This is a genomic window from Micromonospora sp. SL4-19, assembly GCF_047921475.1.
Classification (GTDB): Bacteria; Actinomycetota; Actinomycetes; order Mycobacteriales; family Micromonosporaceae; genus Micromonospora.
The window spans coordinates 1-273 of sequence record NZ_JBLROB010000113.1 but is presented as its reverse complement, the minus strand read 5'-3'; the positions used below and the strand labels follow the sequence as shown (position 1 = coordinate 273).

The 273-nt window shown below is 68.1% G+C and carries 1 pseudogene; it reads right to left on the bottom strand.

Going from position 1 to position 273, the window contains the following annotated elements:
- A pseudogene (locus ACNAVT_RS31915) lies at positions 1 to 273 on the bottom strand (hypothetical protein); the annotation flags it as partial.

The window sequence follows — 273 nt, the reverse complement described above, 5'->3', positions numbered from 1 at the left end:
GGAGTACTCGGGGTCCGTGATCTGCTCCGGCGTACCCCAACCCGAGGACGGGCGCTGCTGGAACAGACCCAGCGAGTCGTGGTCGTTGGCGTCACCCAGGTGGCCCAGGTTCTCCAGCTTCGACTCCTGCAGACTCGTGGCGATCGAGATCACCGCCGCCCGCTGCGGCAGACCCGCCTTCTTCGTCGCGGCGATGATCGCCTTCGCGTTGGCGGTCTGCTCACCGTTGAGGTCGATCTTCGACTGGGCGCCCTGCACCGCGACCGGGGCGGT